General features: G+C 65.5%; 1 protein-coding gene. It reads right to left on the reverse strand.

The window, feature by feature from the left end:
- Window positions 1–255: VCBS domain-containing protein (locus Q8X48_RS30060; RefSeq protein ID WP_407802688.1), on the reverse strand; the 255-nt coding region annotated here is incomplete at both ends.

The raw sequence follows: 255 nt of genomic DNA on the forward strand, positions 1-255 counted from the left end.
GCCGAGGATATTCACGGTGACCGAAGTGAGGGTGCCGTCGGCACTGCTCACCGCGAAGGTGTCGGTGTAGGTGGTGCCGGCGGCGAATTCGTTGTGGGCGGAGCTGGCGACGTAGGTCCAGGCACCGCCGGTGCCGATGGAGAACTGGCCGTAGCTGCCGGCGGTGTTGGTTTGGGCGACGAAGGTTGTGGCGCTGTCGACGTCGCTGATGGTCAGGGTACCGGCGGTGGTCAGCGCAGCATTAGTCTCGGTGAG

Origin of the sequence: Pseudomonas sp. QLc11A, from assembly GCF_052112305.1 — a bacterium.
Taxonomy (GTDB): domain Bacteria; phylum Pseudomonadota; class Gammaproteobacteria; order Pseudomonadales; family Pseudomonadaceae; genus Aquipseudomonas; species Aquipseudomonas laurylsulfatiphila.